The following is a 21199-nucleotide window of genomic DNA, read 5'->3' as shown; positions in this document are numbered from 1 at the left end:
ATGGAAAAGATTTGGCTCAAGTCGTACCCCGAAGGCGTCCCCGCGGAAATTGATTACACCCAGTTCCGTTCGATCACGCACTTGATGGAAGACGCCTTCCGCAAGTACGCCGACCGTAACGCTTACGTGTGCATGGACAAGTTCATGACGTACGCCGAGCTGGATCAACTGTCGCAGAAGGTCGGCGCCTGGCTGCAGAGCAAGAAGCTGTCGCCCGGCGCGCGCGTGGCCATCATGCTGCCCAACGTGCTGCAATACCCGGTGGTGATGGCGGCCATCCTGCGCGCCGGCTACACCGTGGTCAACGTCAACCCGCTGTACACGCCGCGCGAGCTGCAGCATCAACTGGTCGACTCGGGCGCCGAAGCCATCTTCGTGCTGGAAAACTTTGCCACCACCGTGCAGCAGGTGGTGGCGCAGACGCGCGTCAAGCACGTGGTGGTGGCGGCCATGGGCGACCTGCTGGGCGGTCTGAAGGGCTACATCGTCAACTTCGTGGTGCGCAATGTGAAGAAAATGGTGCCGGCGTTCTCGTTGCCGGGCTCGACCACGTTCAAGCAGGTGCTGGCCGAAGGCGGACGGCTGTCGCTGCAGCCGGTCAAGCAGGGGCAGGACGACATCGCCTTCCTGCAGTACACGGGCGGCACTACCGGCGTCTCCAAGGGGGCGATCCTGCTGCACCGTAACATCATCGCCAACGTGCTGCAGAACGAAGCGTGGCTGCAGTTCAAGCCGCAGTCCGAGCAACTGGTGTTCGTGTGCGCGCTGCCGCTGTACCACATCTATTCGCTGACGGTCAGCGCCTTCATGGGCATGCGCCTGGGCGGGCTGAACCTGCTGGTGCCGAATCCGCGCGACATCCCGGGCTTTGTGAAAGAGCTGGCCAAATACCGCGTGGCGGTGTTCCCGGCCGTAAACACGCTGTACAACGCGCTGCTGAACAATCCCGATTTCGCCAAGCTGGACTTCTCGTCCTACTCGATCTGCAACGGCGGTGGCATGGCGGTGCAGAAATCGGTGGCAGACCGCTGGCTGAAGCTGACCGGCGCGCCCATCATCGAAGGTTACGGTTTGTCCGAAACCTCGCCGGTGGTGACCGTCAACCGCCTGGACATCAAGGAATTCACCGGCACCATCGGCCTGCCGATCTCCTCGACCGAAGTGCAGATCCTGGACGACGATGGCAAGCCGCTGCCGCTGGGCCAGACCGGCGAGATCGCGATTCGCGGCCCGCAAGTGATGGCCGGCTACTGGAACCGTCCGGACGACACCGCCAAATCGATGACCGCCGACGGCTTCTTCAAGACCGGCGACATCGGCGTGATGGACGAGCGCGGCTACACCAAGATCGTCGACCGCAAGAAGGACATGATCATCGTCTCCGGCTTCAACGTGTATCCGAACGAAGTGGAAGAAGTGGTGGCCGCGCATCCGGGCGTGATGGAAGTGGCGTGCATCGGCGTGCCGGACAAGAACTCGGGCGAGGCGGTGAAACTGTTCGTGGTGCGCAAGGATCCGAACCTGACGGCCGAGCAACTGCTGGACTTCTGCAAGCACGAACTGACCGCCTACAAAAAACCGAAATACATCGAATTCCGCGACGAGCTGCCGAAGACCAACGTCGGCAAAATCCTGCGCCGCCAGCTGCGCGACGAGAAAACCGAAAAAGCCGCCGCGTGAAGATCGGGGTCAGAGCCGACATTCGGACACGAGCCCAGCCGTAGCTGCCGCTACGGCTGGGCTCGTGTCCGAATATCGGCTCTGACCCCTCCTTGGTGGACGGTGAAGTTGGCGATGCGGGCGATCGGACTGGCGGCGTCGTGGACGTCGTCCAGCGCGAGGAAGGCTGCGCTGGTGGCGGCCGGGGTGATGGTCAGCAGCATGTAGCCGCGCTTGTCGCTGCGGCCGTATTTGATGCCGGGGTTCATGCGCACGTATTGTTCGGTGCGCGTCTGCGGCCGCGACGGCGAGGTGATGGAGGTGCCGCAGAATTCCGTCGCCAGCACCGGGTTGGTCGGCGAACGCGGGCGCGAGGGGTGGCGCGTCAGCTCGCAGGCGAAGAAGCTGTGCACGTCCCCCGACAGGATCAGCGGATTGCTGGCGCGGCTGGCGTGCAGGGTGTCGAACAGCTGCTGGCGCGCCATCGGGTAGCCATCCCAGCCGTCGGTCCAGAAGCGGCCGTCGCCCTCCTTCATGATCGGCAGCTGGCTGTTCTGCGCCATCAGCGTCTGCTGCGCCAGGATGTTCCAGCGCGCCTGCGAGCTGCTCAGCCCCTGCGCCAGCCATTGTTCCTGTTCCTTGCCCAGCATGCTGCGGCTGCGGTCCAGCAGCGCCGGGCAGTCGCGCGGCGATACCGAACTGGAGCCGCCGCGTCCCTTCGGCGGGCAGGCGTGGTAGGCGCGGTACTGGCGGTCGTCCAGCACGTGGAAGCGCGCCAGTCTGCCCCAGTCGTAGCGCTGGTAGATGCGCAGGTGGGCGTACGAGCGTCCCGGCGCCAGTTGCAGGCGCAGCGGCATGTGTTCGTAAAATGCCTGATACGCGGCGGCGCGGCGTTCAATGAAGCGCGGGTTCAGGCGCTCGTCGCGGTCGTTGCCATAGTCGTTGGCGACTTCGTGATCGTCCCAGGTGACGATCCACGGGGCGGCCAGGTGGGCCGCCTGCAAATCGCGGTCGGTCTTGTACTGCGCATAGCGGGCACGGTAGTCGGCCAGCGTGAAGCCTTCCGCGATCCTGACCGCGCCCTGCGGATGCTTGAGCTGGTATGGCCCCCATTCGTAGATGTAGTCGCCGAGGAAGGCCACCAGGTCGGGCGCGGCCGCCGCGATGTGGCGGTGCGCGGCGTAAGTGCCGAATTCCCAGTGCTGACAGGAGGCGACGGCCAGTTTCAATGCTTGGGGCATGGCGCCGGCGTCTGGCGCGGTGCGCGTGCGGCCGACCGGGCTGACGGCGTCGCCCAGCATGAAGCGGTACCAGTACCAGCGGTCGGGCCGCAGCCCGGTGACGTCGACGTGCACGCTGTGCGCCAGCGCGGGCGATGCGCTGGCCGTGCCTTTGGCGACGATGCGGCGGAAGCCTTCATCTTCCGCCATTTCCCAGCGCACGCTGTAGGCCAGGCGCGGCATGGCGGCGGCAGCGAGCGGGTCGTACAGGATGCGGGTCCAGATGACGACGGCGTCCGGCAGCGGCGAGCCGGAGGCGACGCCGAGGCTGAAGGGATAGGCGCCGCCGCCTTCGCGCACGGCGGCGCGGCTTTGCGCGGGGCTGGTGGTGCTGGCGCTGCTGAGCGCGGCCAGCGCGCCGATGCGGCCGGCGGTGGCGAGAAAGATGCGGCGCTGTTCGTCCATGCGGTGAGCGAGCGGGCCGCCGCGGCTCAGCCGGTGATCAGTGTTTCGATCGGCGGCACCTTGCGCGGCTTGCGATCGGAGTCGGTGGCCACGTAGGTCAGCGTCGCCTCGGTCACCTTGACGGTATCGGCCTGCAGGCGGTTGCGTTCGGCGTAAACCTCGACCTGCACGGTGATGGACGTATTGCCAACCTTGACAATATCAGCATAGAACGACAGCAGGTCGCCGACGAACACCGGGTTCTTGAATACGAAGGAATTCACGGCGATGGTGGCCACGCGGCCGTTGGCGCGACGGGTGGCCGGCAGCGAGCCGGCGATGTCCACCTGGGCCATGATCCAGCCGCCGAACACGTCGCCGTAGACATTGGCGTCGGACGGCGCCGGCATCATGCGCAGTTCCGGCATTTTCCCGGCGGGCAGGCCACGGTTGACGGTGTTGACGGCGAGCGGGGCGGAAGTTTCGGACGTGGTCATCTTAAATTCTCTTCAGGGGCTACAATGAACGGGATTGAACCATAAAACGCCATTATCCGCCATGCGCCGCTACGCCAACTCCCCGCCCGCCACCGCCAGCACGACCGCTCCCACCCGCAGCGACACCGCCACCCTGAAAACATTGCTGCCCTACTTGTGGGTCTACAAGTGGCGCGTGCTGCTGGCGCTGGGCTGCCTGGTCGGCGCCAAGCTGGCCAACGTCGGCGTGCCGGTGGTGATGAAGCGGCTGATCGATTCGCTGACCATCTCGCCTTCGCATCCGCAGGCGCTGCTGGTGCTGCCGGTGACCGCGCTGGTGGCGTATGGCGTGCTGCGCGTCTCGACCACGCTGTTCACCGAGCTGCGCGAGTTCCTGTTTGCGCGCGTGACGCAGCGGGCGGTGCGCACCATCGCGTTGCAGGTGTTCCGCCATCTGCATTCGCTGTCGCTGCGCTTCCACCTGAACCGCCAGACCGGCGGCATGACGCGCGATATCGAACGCGGCACACGCGCGGTCGGTTCGCTGATTTCGTACACGCTGTTCAATATCCTGCCGACGCTGGTGGAGATCACGCTGGTGCTGGGCTATCTGGTGACGCATTACGACATCTGGTTCTCGGTGATCACCTTCGTGGCGCTGGTCTCCTACATCACGTTCACGGTGCTGGTCACCAACTGGCGCACGCACTTCCGCCGAACCATGAACGAGCTGGATTCCAAGGCCAACACCAAGGCCATCGATTCGCTGATCAATTACGAGACGGTGAAGTACTTCGGCAACGAGGAATACGAGGCTAAGCGCTACGACGAAGGTCTGCAGCATTACGAGAGCGCGGCGGTGAAGTCGCAGACCTCACTGTCGCTGCTGAACACCGGCCAGTCGATGATCATCGCGGTCGCAGTGACGCTGATCCTGTGGCGCGCCACGCTGGGCGTCATCGACGGCAAGATGACGCTGGGCGATCTGGTGCTGGTCAATTCCTTCATGATCCAGCTGTACATTCCGCTCAACTTCCTCGGCGTGATCTACCGCGAGATCAAGCAAAGCCTGGCCGACATGGAGAAGCTGTTCTCGCTGCTGGATCAGAACCGCGAGATCGACGACGCGCCCGGCGCGCAGACGCTGCACACGCGCGGCGCCGAGGTGCGCTTCAAGCACGTGGAGTTCAGCTACGATCCGAAGCGGCAGATCCTGTTCGATGTCGATTTCACCATCGCGCCCGGCACCACCACGGCGGTGGTGGGACACAGCGGTTCCGGCAAGTCCACATTGTCGCGCCTGCTGTTCCGTTTTTACGAGGTCAACGCCGGCAGCATCACTATCGACGGCCAGGACCTGCGCGCGCTGACGCAGGATTCGGTGCGCCACGCGATCGGCATCGTGCCGCAGGATACGGTGCTGTTCAACGACACCATCGAATACAACATCGCCTACGGCAAGCCGGGTGCGACGCACGAGGAAATCGTCGCCGCCGCGCGGGCCGCCTCGATACACGATTTCATCGACAGTCTGCCGGATGGCTATCAGACCATGGTCGGCGAGCGCGGACTGAAACTCTCGGGCGGCGAGAAGCAGCGCGTGGCCATCGCGCGCACGCTGCTGAAGAATCCCGCGATCCTGATCTTCGACGAAGCCACGTCGGCGCTGGACTCGCGTGCCGAACAGGCGATCCAGGCGCAGCTCAAGGAGATCTCGCGCACGCGCACGACGATGGTGATCGCGCACCGCCTGTCGACGGTGGCCGATGCGCAGCAGATCATCGTGCTGGATCACGGCCGCATCGTCGAACGCGGAACGCACCAGTCGCTATTGGCAGCGGACGGACTGTATGCTCAAATGTGGGAACGCCAGCAGGCCAGGGCGGATGAGGAAGAAACGATCAATATAGTTTAACTTTTTAAGGACTCGACCATGAAGTCTCGTTTTGTACTGGGTGCTGTTACCGCCATGCTGGCATGCGTGCAAAGTGCTTACGCTGCCGATCCATCCGAACAGCAGTTCCGCGCCCTGTACAAGGAGCTGGTCGAAACCAACACCACGCTGTCGTCCGGCAGCTGCACGCTGGCGGCCGAGCGCATCGCCGCGCGCCTGAAGAGCGCCGGCTTCCCGGAGTCCGATCTGCATATCTTCACCGCGCCGGACCATCCGAAGGAAGGCGGGCTGGTGGCCGTGCTGCCGGGGCGCGATCCGAAGGCGAAAGCCATCCTGCTGCTGGCCCACATCGACGTGGTGGAAGCCAAGCGCGAAGACTGGATACGCGATCCGTTCACGTTGGTGGAGGAGGACGGCAAGTTCTACGCGCGTGGCGCCCTGGACGACAAGGCGCAGGCGGCCATCTGGGCCGATTCCCTGGTGCGCTTCAAGCAGGAAGGCTATAAGCCGCGTCATACGCTGAAGATGGCGCTGACCTGCGGCGAGGAGACTGCCGGCGCCTTCAACGGCGCCGAGTGGCTGAGCAAGAACCGCCGTGACCTGATCGACGCCGGCTTCGCGCTGAACGAAGGCGCGGGCGGCGAGCTGAATGCGGCCGGCAAGCGCGTCTCGATGACGGTGCAGGCCGGCGAGAAGGTGGCGCAAAACTACCGCCTGGAAGTGGTCAACAAGGGCGGCCACAGTTCGCGTCCCGTGAAGGACAACGCCATCTATCATCTGGCCGGCGCGCTGAGCAAAATCCAGGGTTACGAATTCCCGATCCAGCTGACCGACGGCAGCAAGGGTTATCTGAACGCGATGTCGAAGATCCAGCTGGCGGCGGGCCACAAGGATATCGCCTATGCCATGCAGGCGGTGGTCAAGAATCCGGCCGATGCGCGAGCGGTTGCCACCGTGTCCAATGCGGACTCCAGCTGGGCGGCCATGCTGCACACTACCTGCGTCGCCACCATGCTGGACGCCGGTCATGCCACCAACGCGCTGCCGCAGCGCGCCCGTGCCAACATCAACTGCCGCATCTTCCCGGGCGTGACGCAGGAGACGGTGCGCCAGGCGCTGGTGAAGGCCATCGATGATCCCGCGGTGAAGGTGGAGACGCTGGAAATCCGCGGCGAGAATTCAGCGCCGCCGGTGCTGACGGCCGCCATCATGGAGCCGGTCGAAAAGCTGACCGCGAAGATGTGGCCGGGCGTGCCGGTGCTGCCCATCCTGCAGTCGGGCGCCACCGACGGCCAGTTCCTGAACGCGGCCGGGATTCCGACCTACGGCATCAGCGGCATCTTCCTGACGCCGGACCTGGGCAATATCCACGGCCTGAACGAGTACATCGGCGTGCAGTCGCTGATGGAGGGCCGCACCTTCCTGCACGAGCTGGTGAAGGTGTACGCCGAGCAGAATTAAGCCAGCGCGCGATACTGGAAATCGCGCATGGTCACCGTGCCTGTGCCCGCGCTGTAGATACCGGGCTGCAGGCTGGCGAAGCCGCCGAACACGTTGTGGTGCAGGCCGGAGACTTCCATCTGCCACGGGTGCTGTATCCAGTTTTTGCCGTCCAGCGAGTAGTGGAAGGTAACGATGTGGCGATCGTTGCGTACGCGGATGCGCACGGTGGTCATGTCCATTTTCTCGCGCATCCAGCTTTGCTCCTGTGAGTGCCGGAAGGTTTTCATCTGCGTGGGCGTGAAGCCGATGCCGACGTAGGCACGCTGGTTGTAGTGCAGCAGCAGGCCGCCTTCGGCATCGCTCCCCACTTGGGCTCTGCCGCCGCGCCAGCCAGCAAAGTCTTTAGCGCAGTGCGCCGGGAAGCAGTCATAAAGTCTCCATCTAAGCATGATTATTCCCAGATGGTGCCTCAGCGGGCGTGCCATCGCAATTGCGAAAAACACCAAGCAGAATAACAATTCCGCACCACAGCCGCGCTTGCTTGATATGCGTCGCCGCAAGGCGCATGCTGTGTGAGAAGCCAACCGTTAGGGAGGCGATCGGCGCCGGACTTCGGGGCGAAAAGCTGGCCATCATCGGGGCAATGAGTGCTTCCTATTACGTTGGGGCGGTGATTGGTAGTATCGCCGTGGCGACAGGCCGCAACCTCGCCGGAGGAACCTCTCTTTCCGAGGTATTGCGGAATGCGCAGATGAATCATTTGCATCGTCCCTGGCTGCCGTCGCTTATGGTGCGCCATCCCGAATTTATAAGCGGAGAAGCCGATGAAAGATGGACTCATGCTGTTATTGACGGGAGTCGCTTGCGCAGCGGGCGCTGCATTGTTTTTCAGGTTATTCGGCAGCGATGCGCTGAACATCATCATTCTGATCAGCTTGATAGCGGCGATGATCGATAACTTCCGTTTGCGGCGCAGGCTGCGTGAGCTGGAGGTCAAGCCGGAAGGTAAGCGCATCTGATTGCGACGAAAAAAAAGCCACCGCGCAGGTGGCTTTCCTGGTTGCTGCTTACAGCGTCTCTTTCGGCGTTTCCATCTCGCCTTCCCATTTGGCGACGACCGCGGTGGCGATGCCGTTGCCGATGACGTTGGTGGCGGAGCGCGCCATGTCGAGGAAGTGGTCGATGCCCAGCAGCAGCAGCATGCCGGCTTCCGGGATGTTGAACTGGCCCAGCGTGGCGGCTATCACCACCAGCGAGGCGCGCGGCACGCCGGCCATGCCCTTGGAGGTCAGCATCAGCACCGCCATCATGGTCATCTGCTGGCCCAGCGACATTTCAATGCCGTAGGCCTGGGCGATGAACACGGTGGCGAAGGTGCAGTACATCATCGAACCATCGAGGTTGAACGAGTAGCCGATCGGCAGGACGAACGAGGCGATGCGGTTGCGCACGCCGAAACGCTCCAGGCCTTCCAGCGTTTTCGGATACGCCGCTTCGCTCGAAGCGGTCGAGAAGGCCAGCAGCGCCGGGCTGCGCATCTCGTTCATCAGCGCGAAGACGCGGCCCTTGAGGAACACGAAGCCGATGAAGATCAGCAACGCCCACAACAGCACGATGCCGAAGTAGAACTCGGCCATGAACACGCCGTAGGTGGACAGCACGCCCAGGCCGCTCTTGGCGATGGTGCCGGCCACCGCCGCGAACACGGCGAACGGCGCGAATTTCATCACGTAGCCGGTGACTTTCAGCATCACGTGCGCCACGCCGTCCAGCGCTTCGATCAGCACATTGGCCTTGCTGCCCACGGCCGCCGCGGCGGAACCGAAGAACAGCGAGAAGATCACGATCTGCAGGATTTCATTCTTGGCCATGCCTTCGACGATGGAAGCCGGCACCAGGTGGGTGATGAAGTCCTTCAGCGTCAGGCTGGAGGTGGCCAGGTCGGCCTTGGCGGCGGTGGCGGCCATGTGGCCCAGCAGCGCGTCGCCGGGACGGAACAGGTTGACCAGGACCAGGCCCAGGGTCAGCGACATCACCGAGGCGATGAAGAACCAGCCCAGGGTCTTGACGCCGATGCGGCCCACGGCCGTCGCATCGCCCATCTTGGCGATGCCGCACACCAGGGTCGAGAACACCAGCGGCGCAATGATCATTTTGATCAGACGCAGGAACAGCGTGGTGATCAGGGTCATGGTGTCGGCGAAGCTTTCCGGGTGCTCCATGTGGTCATGGGCGAAGTAGCCGGTGATAATGCCTAGCGCCAGTCCGATCAGGATGTACGTGGTCAATCGGCTTTGTTTATTCATCTTTATGGGTTTCCTGTGGTAGTGTCTCTCTGGACCCGGTAGCGGGCGGGGTGCCGCCGCTGCGTTCTTTATAGTGTGGCGAGCCGGTTTTTGGGTAGGCCGGCTGCTGAAACAATTGGCAAGTTCCGCAGTATCCTTGTGGGCAGGGGCGCTGTCAAGCGCACGCGCGGCCGTCCATGCGGCGGCGCAGGCCCGACAGAATAATGTATTTTCTTATGATCGAAATTAAAAATATCAGCAAGTGGTATGGCCAGTTCCAGGTGCTCAAGGATTGCAGCACCCAGGTGGCCAAGGGCGATGTGATGGTGATCTGCGGTCCTTCCGGCTCCGGCAAGTCGACCCTGATCAAGACCGTCAACGGCCTGGAGCCGTTCCAGCAGGGACAGATCGTGGTAGACGGCACCTCGGTCGGCGCCAAGGGCACCGACCTGCCGGCGCTGCGCGCGCGCATCGGCATGGTGTTCCAGAATTTCGAGCTGTTCCCGCACCTGTCGGTGCGCGAGAACCTGACGCTGGCGCAGATCAAGGTGCTGGGCCGCAGCGCCGACGAGGCGGCCGAGCGCGGCCTGCACTACCTGGACCGGGTCGGCCTGCTGGCGCATCAGGACAAGTATCCCGGCGCGCTGTCGGGCGGCCAGCAGCAGCGCGTGGCCATCGCGCGCGCGCTGGCGATGGACCCGATCGCCATGCTGTTCGACGAGCCGACGTCCGCGCTGGACCCGGAAATGATCAACGAGGTGCTGGATGTGATGGTCGGCCTGGCGCAGGAGGGCATGACCATGATGGTGGTGACCCACGAAATGGGCTTTGCGCGCAAGGTGGCGAACCGGGTGGTGTTCATGGACCAGGGCAGCATCCTGGAAGACAGCAGCAAGGAGGCTTTCTTCCACGCCCCGCAAACGGAACGCGCGCGCGACTTTTTGGCACGGATCATTCATTGATGAAAATTACTTTTAAACAATTAAGCGGCGCGCTCCTGGCGCTGGAGCTGTTGAGCGCGGCCCACGCGGCCGACAGAATCGCCGCCGACCTGGTGCTGACCAAGGCCACCTTGATCGATGTCGCGGCCGGCAAGACGGTGACCGGCAAGTCGCTGGTGCTCAAGGGCGACAAGATCCTGGCGGTGGTGGACGACGGGCAGCTGTCCGATTATGCGCCGAAAAAGACCCTCAGCCTGCCGGGCAAGTACGTGATGCCGGGCCTGTGGGACACGCACGTGCACTTCGGCGGCGGCCCCAAGCTGATCGACGAGAACAAGCATCTGCTGCAGCTGTATCTGGCTTACGGCATCACCGCCGTGCGCGATTGTTCGGGCGACCTGCCGGACACGGTGCTGGCGTGGCGCGACCAGGTCAACCAGGGACAGCTCGAAGGGCCGACCATCTTCACGTCGGCCGCCAAGCTGGAAGGCTACAAGCCGCTGTGGAAGGGCACCATTGAAGTCGGCACGCCGGAAGAGGTGACCCGCGCGCTGGACAAGCTGCAGGGCCAAAAGGTAGATTTCGTCAAGATCACCGAAAACACGCTGAAGCCGGAGATTTACCTGGAAGCGCTGCGCCAGGCCAGGGAGCGCGGCATGCGCACCTCCGGCCACATCCCGGTGCAACTGACCTTGCCCACCATGTTCGACGCGGGCCTGGGCACGGTCGAGCACCAGTCCTATCTGCTGCGCACGGCGACGCCGCTGGAGCGCGAGCTGACCGCGCAGGTGGCGGACGGCAAGCTGACCGGCAAGGAGGCCCTGAAGCGCAGCCTGGAAACCTACGACGAGCCGACCGCGCGCGCATCGTTCCGCTACATGGCGTCCAAGGGCACGGCGGTGGTGCCGACCTTGTCGGTGTCGCGCGTGGTGGCCTATCTGGACCGTGACGATCACGCGCATGACGAAGCCCTGCAATACATCGGCAAGGGCCTGCGCGCCACCTATGACTGGCGCGTGCAGCGCGCGGCGCAGGATGACGCGGCGGCGATCGCGCTGCGTCACGCGACGTTCGAGAAATCGGCGTCGCTGCTGCCGATCCTGCAACAGGAAGGCGTCAGCATCATCGCCGGCACCGACGCGGGTTTTCTGAATTCCTACGACTATCCGGGACAGGCGCTGCATGACGAGATCGGCCTGTACGTGCATTACGGCCTGACGCCGGCGCAGGCGCTGCAGAGTGCCGTCATCAACGGTCCGCGCTTCCTCGGCAAGCTGGATCGCTACGGCGCGCTGGAAGCCGGCAAGACGGCCGATGTGCTGGTGCTGGACGCCAATCCGCTGCGGGACATCGGCGCCACGCGGCAGATCCGCAGCGTGATCAGCCGCGGCCAGCTCTACGACCGCGCGCGCCTGGATGACATCCTTGCCGACACCAAGGCGTGGGCGGCGCAGACGGTGGCGGAGTAGTCAGTCATAGTGTGACCACATGCGCAGGATGCGCACGGTATGCTGATCCGGGAAGACTTCGTAGACCAGCCGGTGATGGATATTGATCCTGCGCGAATAGGTGCCGGCCAGGTCGCCGACCAGTTTTTCATAAGGCGGAGGACGGGCAAACGGATCATTGGCCAGCACGTCCAGTAGCGCCTGCGCCTGTTTCTTCAGATTGGCAGCGGCCAGTTTTTTCGCATCTTTCTGCGCCTGGCGCGAATACACCAGCTGCCAGCTCACCAGTTGAGCTCCTTGCTGCTGTCTGCCAGTGGTTCCGCGCGTGCCTCGAGTATCGACTCACGCATGCCCGGGACGGAGAGCAGATAGAGCGTTTCCTGTATCGCCGCCCAGTCTTCGGCGGACACCAGCACCGCATTGTTGCGCTTGCCGGTGATCTGGACCGGGGCGTGGTTGGCGGCCGTTTCGTCGATGAGGTTATAGAGCCGAGCGCGGGCCTCGCTGGCGGAAATGGTGTCCATGGCTGCTCCTTGATGTTATCGGCTTGAACGTACGCTTTTGCGTACGAGCTGTCAAGCAGGAGGCGCAACGAGGTAAAATGGCGGGTATTCGTTATTGTTAGCTGAAAGCGCGCCGCCATGTCCGACCTCGAACACACCCCCGACAGCATCACCATCATCCGTCCAGACGACTGGCATTTGCACCTGCGCGACGGCGCCACGCTGGCCAGCGTGCTGCCGCACAGCGCGCGCCAGTTCGGCCGCGCGATCGTGATGCCGAACCTGAAACCGCCGGTCACCACCACCGCCGCCGCCATCGCCTACCGCGAGCGCATCATGGCGGCGCTGCCGGAGGGCATGTCGTTCGAGCCGCTGATGACGCTGTACCTGACCGATAACACCCCTGCCGACGAAATCGTGCGCGCCCAGGAGAGCGGCATCGTGCAGGCGGTGAAGCTGTACCCGGCCGGCGCCACCACCAACTCGGACGCCGGCGTCACCGATCTGTCCAAGTGCTACAAGACGCTGGAAAAGATGCAGGAAGTCGGCATGCCCTTCCTGGTCCACGGCGAAGTCACCGACAACGAGATCGACCTGTTCGACCGCGAGGCGGTGTTCATCGAGCGCGTGATGCGTCCGCTGCGCCGCGATTTCCCGGCGCTGAACATCGTGTTCGAACACATCACCACCAAGCACGCCGCGCAGTACGTGGCGGAAGCGGAAGGTCCGATCGCCGCCACCATCACCGCGCATCACCTGCTGTACAACCGCAACGACATCTTCCGCGGCGGCATCCGTCCGCACTACTACTGCCTGCCGGTGCTGAAGCGCGAGGAACACCGGCTGGCGCTGGTCACCGCCGCCACCAGCGGCGACGAGCGCTTCTTCCTCGGCACCGACTCGGCGCCGCACGCCAAAGGCGCCAAGGAAGCCGCCTGCGGCTGCGCCGGCTGCTACACCGCGCTGCACGCGATGGAGCTGTACACCGAGGCGTTCGAACGCGCCGGCGCGCTGGACAAGCTGGAAGCCTTCGCCAGCCTGAATGGCCCGGCATTCTACGGCCTGCCGGTGAACCAGGGCACCATCACCCTCAAGCGCGAACAGTGGACGCTGCCGGAAACGCTGCCGCTGGCCGAGCAGACCGTGGTGCCGCTCAACGCCGGTGAAACCATCAACTGGAAAATGGTTTAAGCAGTGCTGAACACAATCGACTGGTCGCGTCCGTGGTACGAATCGGTGCGCGACGCGGCCGGCCGGTTGTCGGCGCAAGCGCATTTCCGCGACGGGTTCTGCCAGCTGGCCGCGGAACTGGGCCTGCGCAATCACCTCGACCTGCCGATATCGTTCGTGCCGCAGGAGGCGCTGCCTGAAGGCACGGCCTACGAGCAGCACATCGGCGCCACCGGCTGCGTGCCGACGCGCGACAATCTGCACGATTTCTTCAACGGCCTGGTATGGCTGACCTTCCCGCGCATCAAGGTGCAACTGAATGCCCTGCAGGCGGCGCAGATCGCGCAGGATGGCGTCGGCAAATCGCGCGGTCCCGCGCGCGACGGCGCCACCATCTTCGATGAAAACGCCGCGCTGCTGGTGGTGCGCGACGACGCCGACGGGCAGGCGCTGATCGCCGCGCTGCGCGGGCACCGCTGGCAGGAAGCCTTCCTCGAACGGCGCGGCCAGTGGGGCAGCGATGCGCAGGTCTGGCTGTTCGGCCACGCGCTGATGGAAAAGCTGGTGGCGCCGCGCAAGGCGATCACCGCGCACACGCGCATCGTGCTGGCGGACGATGCCTTCTTCACGCTCGATCACGCCGCGCGCCGCGCCTGGATCGATGCCACGGTGGCGCGCGAGCTGGCCGAACAGGGGCTGGACACCTCCGGCTTCACGCCCATGCAGGCCCTCGGCGTGCCGGGCTGGTGGCCGGAGCAGGACCAGGCTTTCTACGCCGACGCAAGCGTGTTCCGCCCCAAGCGCGTGGTCGCAGTAAAATAGCCATTCCGATACCAACATCACGCCGCCGACGCGGCAGAAAGACCACGCCATGACGCAGGTAATCCGCTGGGGTATTCTGGGCACGGGCAAGATCGCCAAGGCCTTCGCCACCGCTTTGCAGGACACGCCCGATGCAAAACTCGTCGCCGTTGCCTCGCGCACTGTAGATAGCGCTACCAAGTTCGGCCAGGAATATGGCGCCGAGCGTTTCCACGGCAGCTACCAGGCGCTGGCCGACGACCCCGAGGTGGATGTGATCTACATCGGCACGCCGCACCCCATGCACCATGAGAACGCACTGATGTGCCTCAACGGCGGCAAGGCGGTGCTGGTGGAGAAGTCGTTCACCATGAACCGCCGCGAGGCCGAGGACATCATCAATCTCGCGCGCGCGAAAAAGCTGTTCGTGATGGAAGCGATGTGGACCCGCTTCATGCCGGCCGTGGTGGAGGCCAAGCGCATCGTCGACAGCGGCGAGATCGGCAAGCCGGCCAACGTCACCGCCGATTTCGGCTTCACTTCGGACGCCGGCCCGGAGCACCGGCTGTTCGCGCCGGAGCTGGGCGGCGGCGCGCTGCTGGATCTGGGCATCTATCCGCTGTCGATGTCCTCGTTCTTCCTCGGTGCGGTGAGCGGTGTGACGGCGGTGGGCGAGATGACCGCGACCGGCGTGGACATGCAGACCGCGTTCACCCTGAAGCACGAAGGCGGTGGCGTATCGTCCTGCGCCTGCAGCCTGCGTTCGCGCACGCCGACCGAGCTGACCATCTCGGGCGAGAAGGGTTATGTGCGCCTGCACGACCGCTTCCACAATACCGACACGCTGAGCGTCACCATCGTCGATGGCGCCTCGCGCAGCGAGCGCACGCTGACGCTGCCGAAGAGCGGCAACGGCTACACCCACGAGGCGCAGGAAGTCGGCCGCTGCCTGCGCGCGGGCCTGATCGAAAGCCCGGTGATGCCGCACGATGAAACGCTGTCCATCATGGGCACGCTGGACGAGATCCGCCGCCAGATCGGCCTGCGCTACCCGGCCGACAAGTAATCCCGCCATCGGCGCGGCTGGCGCGAACTGGTTACAATCGACGGATAAGATCGATAACCGGAGACCCATCATGTTCGTCGCCTCCCACGCGCCATCCCTGAAAACCGTGCTGATCGCCAGCGGCGTCGTGCTGACGCTGGCGATGGGCGTGCGTCACGGCTTCGGCTTCTGGATGCAGCCTATCTCGCAGGCGCACGGCTGGACGCGTGAGACCTATTCGTTGGCGCAGGCCATGCAGAACCTGCTGTGGGGCGCCTTCGGCCCGTTCGCCGGCATGGCGGCCGACCGGTTCGGCACCATGCGCGTGGTGCTGGTGGGCGCCGTGTCCTACATGCTGGGGCTGGTGTGGATGGCCACCATCACCCAGCCGACGTTGTTTGTGCTGGGTTCCGGCGTGTTCATCGGCCTGGGGCTGGCATGCACTGCGTTCGGCGCGGTGAGCGGCATCATCGGCCGCGTCGCGCCGGCGGACAAACGCTCGCTGGCGTTTGGCATCTCCGGCGCGGCCAGCTCCTTCGGCCAGTTCGTGATGATGCCGGTCGAACAGCAACTGATCTCCGCCATCGGCTGGCAGCAGGCGTTTTATGTGCTAGGCGCGGCGGTGCTGCTGCTGATGGTGCCGATGGCGTTCTACCTGCGCGAGCCGACGGTCGAACATGCGCACGGGCCGCAGCAGAGCATACGCGAGGCGGCCGGCGAAGCGCTGAGCAACCGCTCCTTCCTGTTCCTGGTGGCCGGCTATTTCGTGTGCGGATTCCAGCTGGTGTTCATCGGTGTGCACTTGCCGGCCTACCTGAAGGACAAGGGCATCATGGAGCCTGGCGTGGCGGTGCTGGCGCTGGCACTGATCGGCCTGTTCAACATCTTTGGTTCCTACTACGCGGGCAAGCTGGGCGGGCGCTATCCCAAGCGCTACCTGCTGTCGGCGATCTACTTTGCGCGCGCGGCGGTAATCGCGCTGTTCCTGCTGGCGCCGTTGATGCCGCTGTCGGTGTATGTGTTCGCGGCGGCGATGGGCGCGCTGTGGCTGTCGACGGTGCCGCTCACCAACGGCATCATCGCCGGAGTGTTCGGCGTCAAATACATGTCCATGCTGGCGGGGATCGTGTTCTTCTCGCACCAGGTGGGCAGCTTCATCGGCGTGTGGCTGGGCGGTTACCTGTACGCGAGCACCGGCAGCTACGACATCGTCTGGGGCATCGCCATCGCGCTGGGCGTCATGGCCGGCCTGATCAACCTGCCGATCAACGAGCGCCCGCTGGCGCGGTTGCGGGCGGCGTGATGAAATCCTGGCTGCTGCGCGCCGCCATCGTCGTCGTGCTGGCGCTGGTGTTCGCCGCTTACCTCCAGCCGGACTTCATGCTGGACCTGGCCAACCGCATCTACCTCTGTTTTTAAGTCGGGATCTTAGACCTTGAGGAATTCTTCGCGGCCGCCCAGCCAGCGGGCCAGGTGGGCTTCGACGGTGGCGGCTTTTTCGGGGGTGTCGGCGTGCAGCAGGTCGTGGGCGACGTCGCGCGCCTGGTCGACCAGCCAGCCGTCGGTTTCCAGGTCGGCGAAGCGCAGCATGGCCTGGCCCGACTGGCGCGCGCCGAGGAATTCGCCGGGGCCGCGGATTTCGAGGTCGCGGCGGGCGATTTCGAAGCCGTCCGTGGTTTCGCGCATGGTCATCAGGCGCTGTTTGGCGATCTGGCCCAGCGGGCTTTGGTACAGCAGCAGGCAAACCGATGCCGCCGAGCCCCGGCCCACGCGCCCGCGCAGCTGGTGCAGCTGCGACAGGCCGAAGCGTTCGGCGTGTTCGATCACCATCAGCGAGGCATTCGGGACGTCGACACCCACTTCGATCACGGTGGTGGCCACCAGCACCTGCATGCGGTTGGCGATGAAGGCGTCCATCACTTCCTGCTTTTCCGCCGGTTTCATGCGGCCGTGCACCAGGCCGACATTGAGGTCGGGCAGGGCTTCGGCCAGCAGGGCGTGGGTTTCGGTGGCGGTCTGCAGTTGCAGGACTTCCGATTCTTCGATCAGCGGACAGACCCAGTAGACTTGCCGGCCTTCCTGCGCGGCGGCGTGCACGCGCTCAATCACTTCGTCGCGCCGGTTCTGGTCGATGGTGCGGGTGACGATGGGACTGCGGCCCGGCGGCAGTTCGTCGATCACGGACACTTCCAGGTCGGCGTAGTAGGTCATGGCCAGCGTGCGCGGGATCGGCGTGGCCGACATCATCAGTTGGTGCGGCACCGATCCTTCCATGCCTTTGTTGCGCAACACCAGGCGCTGGCCGACGCCGAAGCGGTGCTGTTCGTCCACGATCGATAAGCCGAGGTTGGCGAAAGTGACCACATCCTGCAGCAGCGCGTGGGTGCCGACCACCAGCCGGGCCTCGCCCGATTCGATGGCTTCGTAAGCGGCCTGTTTTTCCTTTTTCTTCAGGCTGCCCGTGAGCCAGGCGACTTTGACGCCCAGCGGTTCCAGCCAGGCGGCGATCTTGCGGAAGTGTTGTTCGGCCAGGATTTCGGTCGGCGCCATCAGCGCGGCCTGGTAGCCGCTGTCGATCGCTTGCGCCGCCGCCAGCGCGGAGACCACGGTCTTGCCGCTGCCGACGTCGCCCTGCAGCAGACGCTGCATCGGGTAAGGCTGTTTGAGGTCGGCGCGGATTTCCTTCAGCACGCGCTGCTGGGCCCCGGTCAGTTTGAAGGGCAGGGCGGCTTCCAGCTGTTTCGACAGCTCGCCGACCTTTTTCAGCGCCGGCGAGCCCTTGGCGCGGCGCGCGCGCTGGGCGCGTTTCAGTGACAGCTGCTGCGCCAGCAGTTCGTCGAACTTGACGCGGGTCCAGGCCGGATGCGAGCGGTCGGCCAGCGCGTGCTCGTCCACCTGCTGCGGCGGGTAGTGCAGCAGCTTGACGGCCGGCTCCAGCTCGGACAGTTGCAGCTGCCGGCGGATGTCGATCGGCACGGTGTCGGTCCAGTCGACGCGCTTCATGGCGTCGGTGATGGCGCGGCGCAGCACCAGCTGCGACAGCCCCTCGCCGGCCGGATATACCGGCGTCAGGGAGGTCGGCAGCGGCGCGCCCTCGTTGACGACTTTATATGCCGGGTGCACCATCTCGGCGCCGAAGAAGCCGTGCTTCAATTCGCCGCGCACGCGCACGCGCACGCCCTCGGACAGTTGCTTGACCTGGCTGCCGTAGAAATTCATGAAACGCAGCTGCAGTTCGCCGCTGCCGTCGCTGATGTGGACCAGCAGCTGGCGCCGCGGCTTGTAGGCGATCTCGTTTTTTGTGACCACGCCCTCAACTTGGGAGGTGTCGCCGCCGTGCAGGCGGGCTTCCTCGATGCTGATGACCTGGGTTTCGTCCTCGTAGCGCATGGGCAGGTGCAGCACCAGGTCCATGTCGGTGTGCAGGCCCAGTTTGGCCAGCTTGGCTTCGGCACTGACGGTTTTTTTAGCAGTTTTCGAGGGTGAAACAGGCATATGGCGTAAAATAGAGGGTTCGGCCGCCGGTATTGTAAGGCTTGCACCGGGGTAGGGCCTACCGTATTTTTGATAACAGAGTCCGCAAATGTATTCGCTTTCCGATTTCGATTTTAACTTGCCGCCAGAGCGTATCGCGCAATTTCCGCTGCCGGACCGCAGCGCATCGCGCCTGCTGCACCTGGATGGCGCGCAGATCGTCGACCGTCAGTTCGCCGATATCCTCGACCTGCTGCAGCCGGGCGATCTGCTGGTGATGAATAATACCCGTGTGCTGAAGGCGCGCTTCTTCGGCGCCAAGGAAAGCGGCGGCAAGGTGGAAGTGCTGGTCGAGCGCGTGCTGGACAACCGCACCGTGCTGGCCCAGGTGCGCGCCTCGCGCTCGCCGCTGGCCGGCACCAAAATGCGCCTGGCCGACGCTTTCGATGTCACCGTCGGCGAGCGCGCCGGCGAGTTCTTCACGCTGCATTTCGACGCCGATGTGTTCGACCTGATCGAAGCCCACGGCCGTCTGCCGCTGCCGCCGTACATCGAGCACGATGCCGATGCCTTCGACGAGAACCGCTATCAGACGGTGTTCAACAAGGTGCCGGGCGCGGTGGCCGCGCCGACCGCCGGCCTGCATTTCGACCAGCCGCTGCTGGACAAGCTGAAGGCCAAGGGCGTCAACTTCGCCTATGTTACGCTGCACGTCGGCGCCGGCACCTTCCAGCCGGTGCGCCATGAGAATCTGGCCGAGCACCAGATGCACACCGAGTGGTACACCATGCCGCAGGAAACCGTGGAGGCGGTGCGCGCTGCCCGCGCTGCCGGCCGCGATGTGGTGGCGGTCGGCACCACCAGCCTGCGCGCGCTGGAATCGGCCTCGCAGAGCGGCCAGCTGGAAGCCGGCAGCGCCGATACGTCGCTGTTCATCACGCCGGGCTACCGCTTCAAGACGGTGACCCGCCTGATCACCAATTTCCACCTGCCGAAGTCGACGCTGCTGATGCTGGTGTCGGCGTTTGCCGGTTTTGACGAGATACGCCAGGCCTACGCCCATGCTATCGCCAAGGAATACCGCTTCTTCAGCTATGGCGACGCCATGTTGCTGACGACGCAGAGCAGAGCTTAACCGCCTCCATGTCATCCGCCGTGCGCGAATCCATACTCGGCATGGGTCCCCGCGTTCGCGAGGACGACAGGGCAACAACAAGGATTAATATGCTGGAATTTAAGTTACACAAGACCGACACCACCGGCGTGACCAAGGCGCGCCGCGGCGAGGTCAAGCTGAACCACGGGGTGGTGCAGACGCCGATCTTCATGCCGGTCGGCACCTACGGTTCGGTGAAGGCGATGTCGCCGCTGGAGCTGAAGGAAATCAATGCCCAGATCATCCTCGGCAATACCTTCCACCTGTGGCTGCGTCCGGGCAATGACGTCATGGCCAAGTTCGGCGGCCTGCACGATTTCATGGGCTGGGACAAGCCGATCCTGACCGACTCCGGCGGTTTCCAGGTGTTTTCGCTGGGCGCGATGCGCAAGATCACCGAGGAGGGCGTGCATTTCAATTCGCCCATCAATGGCGACAAGCTGTTCCTGTCGCCGGAAGTGTCGATGCAGATCCAGCGCGTGCTGAACTCGGACATCGTGATGCAGTTCGACGAGTGCACGCCGTATGAAATCGACAACCGTCCGGCCACCCTGGACGAGGCGGCGAAGTCGATGCGCATGTCGCTGCGCTGGGCGCAGCGCTCCTACAACGAATTCCACCAGGGCGGCAATCCGAACGCGCTGTTCGGCATCGTCCAGGGCGGCATGTTCGAGAAGCTGCGCGACGAGTCGCTGGAAGGCCTGGAACAGATCGATTTCCCCGGCCTGGCCATCGGCGGCCTGTCGGTCGGCGAGCCAAAGGAAGACATGATGCGCATTTTGCAACACGTCGGCCCCAAGCTGCCGGCCAACAAGCCGCATTACCTGATGGGCGTGGGCACGCCGGAAGACCTGGTGGCCGGCGTTTCCAACGGCGTCGACATGTTCGACTGCGTGATGCCGACGCGGAACGCGCGCAACGGCTGGATCTTCACCCGCTACGGCGACATCAAGATCAAGAACGCCCGTTACAAGGATGACAAGGAGCCTTACGACAGCACCTGTTCCTGCTACGCCTGCAAGAACTTCTCGCGCGCCTACCTGCACCACTTGAACCGGACCCAGGAAATCCTCGGGGCGCGCCTGAACACCATCCACAACCTGCATTACTACCTGGACATCATGCAGCAGATGCGCGACGCCCTGGACCAAGACCGTTTCCCGGCCTGGGTGCAGCAATTCCACGCCGACCGCGCGCGCGGCGTGTAAAAGTCCTAACGCCGTGCGGCCAGTGCTAGAAT

General features: G+C 64.2%; 19 protein-coding genes. 12 read left to right on the top strand and 7 right to left on the bottom strand.

The window, feature by feature from the left end:
• The gene (locus E4L98_RS08310) at positions 1–1680 is read left to right on the top strand and encodes a long-chain-fatty-acid--CoA ligase (RefSeq protein ID WP_135201094.1); all 1680 of its coding nucleotides are present in this window, start codon (positions 1–3) and stop codon (positions 1678–1680) included.
• A gap of 50 nt (positions 1681–1730) precedes the next feature.
• On the opposite strand, the gene E4L98_RS08305 is transcribed toward E4L98_RS08310, so the two are convergent.
• Both E4L98_RS08305 and E4L98_RS08300 read right to left on the bottom strand, forming a co-directional pair.
• Positions 1731–3344: an alkaline phosphatase D family protein gene (locus E4L98_RS08305; protein ID WP_135201093.1), complete on the bottom strand. Its 1614-nt coding sequence runs from the start codon at positions 3342–3344 to the stop codon at positions 1731–1733.
• A 26-nt stretch (positions 3345–3370) separates the two neighbouring features.
• Complete coding sequence (locus E4L98_RS08300) at positions 3371–3820, bottom strand: acyl-CoA thioesterase (protein WP_135201092.1); 450 nt, start codon at positions 3818–3820, stop codon at positions 3371–3373.
• A 61-nt stretch (positions 3821–3881) separates the two neighbouring features.
• Here E4L98_RS08300 and E4L98_RS08295 point away from each other — a divergent pair, with 61 nt between their 5' ends.
• Positions 3882–5714 carry an ABCB family ABC transporter ATP-binding protein/permease gene (locus E4L98_RS08295; RefSeq protein ID WP_135201104.1) on the top strand — a complete coding sequence of 611 codons (1833 nt, stop codon included), beginning with the start codon at positions 3882–3884 and terminating at the stop codon, positions 5712–5714.
• A gap of 18 nt (positions 5715–5732) precedes the next feature.
• Positions 5733–7154: a M20/M25/M40 family metallo-hydrolase gene (locus E4L98_RS08290; RefSeq protein ID WP_135201091.1), complete on the top strand. Its 1422-nt coding sequence runs from the start codon at positions 5733–5735 to the stop codon at positions 7152–7154.
• On the opposite strand, the gene E4L98_RS08285 is transcribed toward E4L98_RS08290, so the two are convergent.
• The gene (locus tag E4L98_RS08285) at positions 7151–7504 is read right to left on the bottom strand and encodes a beta-xylosidase family glycoside hydrolase (protein WP_229257311.1); all 354 of its coding nucleotides are present in this window, start codon (positions 7502–7504) and stop codon (positions 7151–7153) included. The genes E4L98_RS08290 and E4L98_RS08285 overlap by 4 nt on opposite strands.
• Positions 7505–7960: 456 nt before the next feature.
• On the opposite strand from E4L98_RS08285, the gene E4L98_RS08280 reads away from it, so the two are divergent.
• The gene (locus tag E4L98_RS08280; protein WP_135201090.1) at positions 7961–8155 is read left to right on the top strand and encodes a hypothetical protein; all 195 of its coding nucleotides are present in this window, start codon (positions 7961–7963) and stop codon (positions 8153–8155) included.
• A gap of 48 nt (positions 8156–8203) precedes the next feature.
• Here the strand turns inward: E4L98_RS08280 and E4L98_RS08275 are convergent, their stop codons facing one another.
• On the bottom strand, positions 8204–9442 hold the full coding sequence (locus E4L98_RS08275; RefSeq protein WP_135201089.1) for a dicarboxylate/amino acid:cation symporter: 1239 nt from the start codon (positions 9440–9442) through the stop codon (positions 8204–8206).
• Between the two features lie 215 nt (positions 9443–9657).
• Here E4L98_RS08275 and E4L98_RS08270 point away from each other — a divergent pair, with 215 nt between their 5' ends.
• Complete coding sequence (locus E4L98_RS08270) at positions 9658–10383, top strand: amino acid ABC transporter ATP-binding protein (RefSeq protein ID WP_135201088.1); 726 nt, start codon at positions 9658–9660, stop codon at positions 10381–10383.
• Positions 10383–11831, top strand: a complete 1449-nt coding sequence (locus tag E4L98_RS08265; protein WP_135201087.1) for an amidohydrolase family protein — start codon at positions 10383–10385, stop codon at positions 11829–11831. The genes E4L98_RS08270 and E4L98_RS08265 overlap by 1 nt, the downstream gene beginning before the upstream one ends.
• On the opposite strand, the gene E4L98_RS08260 is transcribed toward E4L98_RS08265, so the two are convergent.
• Positions 11832–12095, bottom strand: coding sequence for a Txe/YoeB family addiction module toxin (locus E4L98_RS08260; protein WP_135201086.1), 264 nt, complete (start codon positions 12093–12095; stop codon positions 11832–11834).
• Positions 12092–12334 carry a type II toxin-antitoxin system Phd/YefM family antitoxin gene (locus tag E4L98_RS08255; protein WP_135201085.1) on the bottom strand — a complete coding sequence of 81 codons (243 nt, stop codon included), beginning with the start codon at positions 12332–12334 and terminating at the stop codon, positions 12092–12094. The genes E4L98_RS08260 and E4L98_RS08255 overlap by 4 nt, the downstream gene beginning before the upstream one ends.
• Positions 12335–12451: 117 nt before the next feature.
• On the opposite strand from E4L98_RS08255, the gene pyrC reads away from it, so the two are divergent.
• From pyrC to E4L98_RS08235, 4 genes are all read left to right on the top strand, one after another.
• On the top strand, positions 12452–13504 hold the full coding sequence (pyrC, locus tag E4L98_RS08250; protein WP_135201084.1) for a dihydroorotase: 1053 nt from the start codon (positions 12452–12454) through the stop codon (positions 13502–13504).
• Between the two features lie 3 nt (positions 13505–13507).
• The gene (locus tag E4L98_RS08245; RefSeq protein ID WP_135201083.1) at positions 13508–14305 is read left to right on the top strand and encodes a DUF3025 domain-containing protein; all 798 of its coding nucleotides are present in this window, start codon (positions 13508–13510) and stop codon (positions 14303–14305) included.
• Between the two features lie 49 nt (positions 14306–14354).
• Positions 14355–15350: a Gfo/Idh/MocA family protein gene (locus tag E4L98_RS08240; RefSeq protein ID WP_135201082.1), complete on the top strand. Its 996-nt coding sequence runs from the start codon at positions 14355–14357 to the stop codon at positions 15348–15350.
• A 70-nt stretch (positions 15351–15420) separates the two neighbouring features.
• Positions 15421–16632 (top strand): MFS transporter, encoded by a 1212-nt coding sequence (locus tag E4L98_RS08235; protein ID WP_135201081.1) that lies wholly within the window; start codon positions 15421–15423, stop codon positions 16630–16632.
• A 125-nt stretch (positions 16633–16757) separates the two neighbouring features.
• Here the strand turns inward: E4L98_RS08235 and recG are convergent, their stop codons facing one another.
• Positions 16758–18824, bottom strand: coding sequence for an ATP-dependent DNA helicase RecG (gene recG, locus E4L98_RS08230; protein WP_135201080.1), 2067 nt, complete (start codon positions 18822–18824; stop codon positions 16758–16760).
• 88 nt (positions 18825–18912) lie between these two features.
• Between recG and queA the strand changes: the two genes are divergently transcribed.
• Both queA and tgt read left to right on the top strand, forming a co-directional pair.
• The gene (queA, locus tag E4L98_RS08225) at positions 18913–19938 is read left to right on the top strand and encodes a tRNA preQ1(34) S-adenosylmethionine ribosyltransferase-isomerase QueA (RefSeq protein ID WP_135201079.1); all 1026 of its coding nucleotides are present in this window, start codon (positions 18913–18915) and stop codon (positions 19936–19938) included.
• 89 nt (positions 19939–20027) lie between these two features.
• Positions 20028–21167: a tRNA guanosine(34) transglycosylase Tgt gene (gene tgt, locus E4L98_RS08220; RefSeq protein ID WP_135201078.1), complete on the top strand. Its 1140-nt coding sequence runs from the start codon at positions 20028–20030 to the stop codon at positions 21165–21167.
• Positions 21168–21199 lie beyond the last annotated feature (32 nt).

Source organism: Duganella callida, from assembly GCF_004614165.1.
In the GTDB taxonomy this organism is placed as follows: Bacteria; Pseudomonadota; Gammaproteobacteria; order Burkholderiales; family Burkholderiaceae_D; genus Rugamonas; species Rugamonas callida.
The sequence above is the reverse complement of the archived record's forward strand: the minus strand, read 5'-3'. Positions and strand labels throughout refer to the sequence as shown.